Origin of the sequence: Alistipes sp. CAG:268 (assembly GCA_000434235.1) — a bacterium.
Classification (GTDB): Bacteria; Bacteroidota; Bacteroidia; order Bacteroidales; family Rikenellaceae; genus Alistipes; species Alistipes avistercoris.
In genome coordinates this window covers 64,291-69,472 of the sequence record FR891970.1, presented here as the reverse complement: position 1 = coordinate 69,472, position 5,182 = coordinate 64,291, and the positions used below count along the sequence as shown (strand labels likewise).

General features: G+C 55.8%; 5 protein-coding genes and 2 tRNA genes. 2 read left to right on the top strand and 5 right to left on the bottom strand.

Annotated elements, in window-relative coordinates; genetic code table 11:
- Nucleotides 1-15: 15 nt before the first annotated feature.
- The 4 genes from QZL63_RS01385 to QZL63_RS01370 all read right to left on the bottom strand — a co-directional run bounded on the left by QZL63_RS01385 (nucleotide 16) and on the right by QZL63_RS01370 (nucleotide 2,744).
- Nucleotides 16-89: transfer RNA gene (locus QZL63_RS01385), tRNA-Thr, on the bottom strand.
- A 305-nt stretch (nucleotides 90-394) separates the two neighbouring features.
- A complete protein-coding gene (locus QZL63_RS01380; protein WP_022307567.1) occupies nucleotides 395-1,312 on the bottom strand; it encodes a helix-turn-helix domain-containing protein in 918 nt (305 codons plus the stop codon).
- Nucleotides 1,313-1,446: 134 nt separating this feature from the next.
- Complete coding sequence (locus QZL63_RS01375; RefSeq protein ID WP_022307566.1) at nucleotides 1,447-2,313, bottom strand: hypothetical protein; 867 nt, start codon at nucleotides 2,311-2,313, stop codon at nucleotides 1,447-1,449.
- Between the two features lie 161 nt (nucleotides 2,314-2,474).
- Nucleotides 2,475-2,744: a type B 50S ribosomal protein L31 gene (locus QZL63_RS01370; RefSeq protein ID WP_022307565.1), complete on the bottom strand. Its 270-nt coding sequence runs from the start codon at nucleotides 2,742-2,744 to the stop codon at nucleotides 2,475-2,477.
- 323 nt (nucleotides 2,745-3,067) lie between these two features.
- On the opposite strand from QZL63_RS01370, the gene QZL63_RS01365 reads away from it, so the two are divergent.
- Together QZL63_RS01365 and QZL63_RS01360 are read left to right on the top strand one after the other, a co-directional pair.
- A tRNA-Ile gene (locus QZL63_RS01365) sits at nucleotides 3,068-3,141 on the top strand.
- 112 nt (nucleotides 3,142-3,253) lie between these two features.
- On the top strand, nucleotides 3,254-3,619 hold the full coding sequence (locus QZL63_RS01360; protein WP_022307564.1) for a DUF3127 domain-containing protein: 366 nt from the start codon (nucleotides 3,254-3,256) through the stop codon (nucleotides 3,617-3,619).
- Nucleotides 3,620-3,896: 277 nt separating this feature from the next.
- Here QZL63_RS01360 and QZL63_RS01355 read toward each other — a convergent pair whose 3' ends face one another.
- Nucleotides 3,897-5,003 carry an FKBP-type peptidyl-prolyl cis-trans isomerase N-terminal domain-containing protein gene (locus QZL63_RS01355; RefSeq protein WP_022307563.1) on the bottom strand — a complete coding sequence of 369 codons (1,107 nt, stop codon included), beginning with the start codon at nucleotides 5,001-5,003 and terminating at the stop codon, nucleotides 3,897-3,899.
- Nucleotides 5,004-5,182 lie beyond the last annotated feature (179 nt).

The window sequence follows — 5,182 nt, the reverse complement described above, 5'->3', positions numbered from 1 at the left end:
CCGCGTCGGCTTGCGAGCCGATGGAGGGATTCGAACCCACGACCAGCTGATTACAAATCAGCTGCTCTGGCCAACTGAGCTACATCGGCAATATCCACCGTTTTGGATTGCAAAAGTAGGCATAAAAAATTTATCTACCAAATTATTCGGGATAAATTTTCCACTTTTTTAACTCTTCTCAAAGAACCCCGTCCGACCGCTTTCGCTTCACGGGCGAAATCGGGTGCAAAGTTAGGAAAACTTTTGAATAACACAACAATCTGCGCAAAAAATATCACAACTTCTGCCCACAAACCGCACACAGCTTCCCGAAGCATCCGATCCTTCAGCCCGATACCGAGCGACACCTATATATAAAGAGCTGACAACAACTGCGCCAATCCTACCCGGAGCATCAACGGGGACGCGACGCGGCAATCAGTTGGGCGGGGGTTGCCTGCAGATAGTTCTTGCAGAAACGGCTGAACTGCGTGTAATAGCGGAAACCGTACTTTTCCATCAGGGCACGCGTACTCTGCTCTCCATCCTGGATATCGGTCAGAATCCGCTGCGCCTTCTGCCGCATCATCCAATGGTAGACGCTGTCGTCGAAATGTTCGGCAAAGCGGCGTTTGAAGACTGAAAGGCTCATTCCGGCCAAGGCAGCCAGTTCGGCAACACTGCGCGCCCGTTCGTAGTTGTTGCAAACGAACGTGCGGAAATGATCTTCGGGCTGCATCATGGGCTGAAAGAAATAAGCCAGTTCGGTAGGAGTGTAAAGCGCCTTGATCAACAGGAACAGTTCGGTCGCCTTGATCCGGTGGTATCGGGCGCACTCAACCAGCTCGGGGACAACGAACAGTCCGGCAAGAAGCGACTCGATCACCGGGTGGAGCGACAGCGAAGGAATCGGATCAGCGGGGATGACCGTATCCTCCGATGCCGAAGCACCGAAAATATCCCCCTCGCAAAAACCGAGACCGCGCGACAGCGACAACACCACGGCACGGGTTCCTTCATCCTGTCCCGTCAGGGAGAAGGGTTCGCCGCAAGGCAGACAGGCGCATTGTTTCGAAGTGATCAACCGAACGGGATCGTTTGCCCGCTCGAATTTCAGCGATCCCGACAGGACAAACACCAGACGGACAATCCGATCGGGATTGAACCGCAGGCCATCACCGACCTGTCGAAACGACAGGAGGGCAAAACGGCAATAGGCGACATCGCCGACACGGCGGAACGGAGAGGAAAACGTAGGACACCTACTACAATCCGCAGTACAACACTCTCTCCATGGCAACTCCACAAACTGCGGTTTGGTTTGATAATCCATATAAAGGCAAAAAACTTTTTTCGAACAAAAATACGAAAAAAAACGAAACCTGCAATATCAACCCGAAACCTCAAACCAAAAATCCCCGCCGTATTCAGGCGGGGATCCAGGCACGGACCTTCCGGCCCATTGCTTTATTTATAGCTTATAATCAGCACTTTTGATGATTCCCAGAAGCGAGTAGGATCAAGAATGCGCAACTGTTCGACCACCTTGTCTGCATTCGTAACCAATTCGTAAGATCCCTCGGGATGACTCGAAACGACCGTTACTCGACGGTGCCCTACGGGAATCTCGGTCAGCAGACGCGAATCACCCTGCGTAAAGCTGTCGGTATTACCGCCCCGGCCAACGGTCAGGGTGCGGCCGATAAAGCCCTGCTTGTTGATGATCTGGGCATCGCGCAACTCCTTCTCCGAGCCGACGATGTAATAGACCGTATTGAGCTGGTTCTCGAGATCCACCTTCTCGTTGCTGAGCGTCTCGACCTCCTCCTCGCGGCGGGCCACCGTCTCGGTCAGCTGCTCGACCTCGATACCGCGCTGCGTCAGGTCTTCGCGCAGACGGGCCACCTCGTCACGCTTCTCGCCGAGTTGCCTTTCTAGATCGCCGATCATGCGCTCGAGTCCCTCGATACGCAGGTTGGCCTTGCGCAACTGCGCGGCCGAACGCTCCAGCGACTCGATCTTCTTGCGGTTATCCTGCAGCAGACGGTCGATGGCGGCGATATCGTTGTTGATCTCCTCGACGGGCCGGCGGGTCCCCTCCTGCTCTCCGGCCACGGTGATCAGGTTCTCGCGCGACTTGATGATCGCCAGATTCTCCGAAATGGCATTGATGTCCGAGAAGACGAGATTGATGAGCGAATCCTTCGCCCGGATGACCGACGTCAGCGAATCGCGCTCATGATCGGTTTCGGCGATGATCGCCTGCTTCTGTTTGCCGGCACACGAAGCCAGCAGGAGTGCGCCCAGGAATACGGGCGCGAGACGTTCCAGCATTTTTTTCATAACATGAAACTTGCTAAGATCGAATAACTTATTGCTTTCGGCCGCAAATATAGAAATAAATCCCTTTACGTGTACGATTTTTTGAAGGGCTCCGTAAAAAAACAACGGACCGCAATTTGATTGCGGTCCGTTATTTCTCGCTCGGAAGCGTCCTACTTCGCAGCGTTCTTCTTATCGTAGCGTTTTGCGTAGCGGCTCATAAACTTATCGACGCGACCAGCGGTGTCTACCAACTTCATCTTACCGGTGTAGAACGGGTGAGACGTGTTGGAAATTTCCATCTTATACACGGGATAGGTTTCGCCGTTCACCTCGATGGTTTCTTTTGTCGAAACGGCGGACCGACACAAAAACACGTGGTCGTTGGACATGTCCTTGAACGCCACCAAACGATAATTTTCCGGATGAATACCCTTTTTCATTTGTCGTTTTTGTTTTTGGTTAATGCTTAAGCGCGACAAAGGTACGAATTTATTTGCAACAAACAACACCCTGCGGACTTTTTTTCAACTTTTCGTCCAACTCTCCGGCGGTAATGCCGCAGAGCATCAGCCGACAACACCGCACCCCGGGGCACGACCGCGGCCAAGCCCCCCGCACTGGCGTGAAACGGAGGCGGAAGACGCTCCCGAACAGAGAGTCCCCGAGCGTTACGAAGGGATCGGAGGTAAAATCCCGCCGCGCATTGCGAAATACGAATTGTTTTCGTATCTTTGCGCTCCGAAGCGGTCATCCGGCCGCGGCAGGGCCCATAGCTCAGTTGGTCAGAGCAGCGGACTCATAATCCGAAGGTCGTGGGATCATGCCCCTCTGGGCCCACCGGTGAATCCGGCGGCGAACGAATTCGCCGCCGGATTCCTTTTTTCCACATGCGGCCGGGGTTTCTCCCGTTTTTTTCGTATCTTTGCCGACAAACAAAAAAACAGAGATTATGGAATTCGAAGGTACCGTGTACAAAATAATGCCCGTGACGAAAGGCACTTCGGCCCGCGGCGAATGGCAGCGCCAGGATGTGGTCTTCGAGATGAACGAAGGTTCGTTCACCCGCAAGATCTGCGTGACGTTCTTCAACAAGCCCGACGACGTGGCCCGGCTGCGCGAAGGGGCGACCTACACCGTTTCGGTGAACATCGAGTCGCGCGAATACAACGGCCGCTGGTATACCGACATCCGGGCCTGGCGCATCCAGCCCAAGCAGGAGCCCGCACCGGCACCGATGCCAGACATGCCCCCGATTGCCGAGGAGCCCGGCTATGCATCGGCCCCGGCTGCCGAGGTGGACGACCTGCCGTTCTAAATTCAGAACCGGCCGCCGCAACAGGGCCGTGCCCCGCACGAGCGGAATGGCCTGCACACAGCGAACCCCGGAAACGGAATTCCGTTTTCGGGGTTCGTATTTCTCCGGGGCACAAAGGCAAGGCCGCAACCGGCGGACAGGAACAAAAACCTGCCGCACAAACACCGAAGGGGCTCTTCGGCCGACACCCGTCGAAAGGAAAGCCGACCGAAGAACAAACAGGAACCGGATGCACGAGGCACGTGCATCCGGTTTCTGTCTTGTATCTCCGAACGAACTACTTCGCGGGCTCAACGGCCGGAGCCGCAGCGGTCGAATCGGCGGGAGCCGGCTCTACATAGGGAGTCACGTCGATGAGCTCAACCTCAAACTCCAGAGCCTCGTTGGGGCCGATGTCACGGCCAGCACCGCGGGCGCCATAGGCCAGCTCGGCCGGAATCCACAGCGTGATCGTACCGCCCTTGCCGACAAGCTGCATGCCCTCGGTCCATCCCGGGATCACCCGGTTGAGCGGGAACTCGATCGGCTCATCCTTGTCGTAGTCGTCGGGACGCTGCTGCTTGAGCATCTCCTGCTGCTCCTTCGGACGGTTGGCAAACTTCGAGGTGTCGAACACCTTGCCCTCGCGCGTACGGCCCGTATAGTGCACCTTGACCACGTCACGCGGATCCTTGGCGCGGACCGTCGTGTCGCCCTCGTTCGTAATCTTGTAGAGCAGACCCGACTCGGTCTTCTTCACCCCCGACTTCTTCTCGATCTTCTCGAGCCATGCCTTCGAAGCCTCGGCATTCTCGGCCGGACGCTTTACCATGAAGTAGTACTGCAGGTAGCGGTTCACCTCATCCTCCTGCATCTTCGGGTTCTTGTCGATCACGTTCTGCAGCGCCTCCTTGACCCATACCAGCTGGATCGGCATGCCGCTCTGGACGATGTTGTAACCGATGTCGTTACCGAATGCATAGGAGATCTGCTCGCGCTCCTCCTCGCTCTCGAACATCTCGGGATCGGCTGCGGGATACTCCACCTTCGTGGAATCGCCGCCGGCCAGACGGATGCTGTCGGCCTCGGCGCGCTTCTCGGCGATGGCACGCATGCGGGCACCGCGCTTGTTCATGAAGTAGTCGCGCAACATCTCGAGCGACTCGTCGTGCTTCTGCGAAGCCTTGTTGAGCGCCCCCTCCTCGATAGCCTTCGTCACTACGGCATAGTCGAACGGGATGTCCTTCATCTCATAGCTGATGCCGAAACCCATGTTGGCACCCAGGGCATACGACAGCGAGTCGAACTCCGACAGGCTGCCCATCTGCACCTTGCCATTGCCGCCCCCGCAGGAGGTCAGCAGCGCGGCGCCGGCGAGCGTCGCGGCAAAAATGATCTTTTTCATTGTCGTTGAATAGTGTATGAATTAAATGTTTGCTCCGAAACTAAAATCGCACAAAGATATAAAAAATACGTTTCCGATCACTTTTTTATTCTATTTTCTACGCAAATTGTTGCGCCGCGACCAATCGCCGTATTTCTCGACGCCGACCAGCTCGATTTCGTAGCGCAGCGTCGTGTTCG

What these genes read in the sequence shown, in the direction of transcription:
- QZL63_RS01355 (WP_022307563.1), bottom strand. Translation starts at nt 5,003, where the DNA reads ATGAAAAAGATCATTTTTGCCGCGACGCTCGCCGGCGCCGCGCTGCTG.
- QZL63_RS01370 (WP_022307565.1), bottom strand. Translation starts at nt 2,744, where the DNA reads ATGAAAAAGGGTATTCATCCGGAAAATTATCGTTTGGTGGCGTTCAAG.
- QZL63_RS01380 (WP_022307567.1), bottom strand. Translation starts at nt 1,312, where the DNA reads ATGGATTATCAAACCAAACCGCAGTTTGTGGAGTTGCCATGGAGAGAG.
- QZL63_RS01360 (WP_022307564.1), top strand. Translation starts at nt 3,254, where the DNA reads ATGGAATTCGAAGGTACCGTGTACAAAATAATGCCCGTGACGAAAGGC.
- QZL63_RS01375 (WP_022307566.1), bottom strand. Translation starts at nt 2,313, where the DNA reads ATGCTGGAACGTCTCGCGCCCGTATTCCTGGGCGCACTCCTGCTGGCT.